2 protein-coding genes are annotated in these 1,014 nt (G+C 35.4%); both read left to right on the forward strand.

Features of this window, described 5'->3' with window-relative positions; translation table 11 throughout:
• Positions 1-327: L-serine ammonia-lyase, iron-sulfur-dependent, subunit alpha (locus B5P42_RS28840; RefSeq protein WP_181458848.1), on the forward strand; the 327-nt coding region annotated here is incomplete at its 5' end.
• Positions 328-620: 293 nt separating this feature from the next.
• Positions 621-1,014: aromatic amino acid transport family protein (locus tag B5P42_RS28845; RefSeq protein ID WP_309251510.1), on the forward strand; the 394-nt coding region annotated here is incomplete at its 3' end.

Genomic DNA, 1,014 nt, shown 5'->3' on the forward strand with positions numbered 1-1,014 from the left:
GGAACGCCACAGCAATCTTCTGAAGCTTTTTCAACCGCATTACAAAATTTACTCGGTTTAGTTTGTGATCCGGTCGCTGGTTTGGTAGAAATTCCTTGTGTAAAGAGAAACGCCATTGGAACGGCAAATGCTTTAACAGCAGCGGACATAGCATTAGCCGGCGTAAACAATATCATCAATGCTGACGAAGTTATTGAAGCGATGTATAGAGTTGGAAGACAGATGCCTCGCGAATTAAGAGAGACAGGTTTAGGCGGAATTGCGGCTACACCTACAGGGATTGCCATTAAAAATAAAATCTTTGGAGAGAAACAATTAAATCAATAAACAGTTATCGAAAACATTGTGAAATAGTTAACAATTCTATTCGCTAATGTTCTCCTAAGGATGTCTGTGTATTGAGAGTCATTATTATTAGAAAATACTACTATATAATTAAAATATTTTATAAGCTCCACCAAACTTGTCAGGTTGATAACTAGCAAATTTTTCGATTTTAATCAACTTAGAAGAAGGATGCACCATGTGGCGCACTTTGTAAGCAATTCATTTTTCAAGAACGGTAAATTCCTAAGCCTTAAAAAGAGACGTAAGAATAGAACACAAGGAGGAATTATTATATGAATGGGAATACTGCAAAAAAAATAGAATTTCAAGCTGAAAATACTGCAGTAAAAAATGATAAATATCCAGACCCTAAAAAGTGGCATAAACAGGATACTACCTGGGCATTGAGCCTTTTTGGAACAGCAATTGGAGCAGGAGTACTCTTTTTACCTATTAATGCAGGTTCAGGTGGTTTATTATCATTACTGTTAATTACTATACTTGCATTTCCTGTTATGTATTACTCACATAGGGCGCTTGCTAAAATGATATATGCTTCTAATTCTGCTGATGAGGGGATTACAGGTACAATAAGAGAGTATTTTGGCAATAAGGCAAGTATAATTTTTAACATAGTATATTTCGTCTCAATTTATACGATCGTACTGATGTATTCGGTTGCACTTA

Origin of the sequence: Bacillus sp. SRB_331, from assembly GCF_003264175.1 — a bacterium.
GTDB lineage: Bacteria > Bacillota > Bacilli > Bacillales > Bacillaceae_G > Bacillus_A > Bacillus_A mycoides.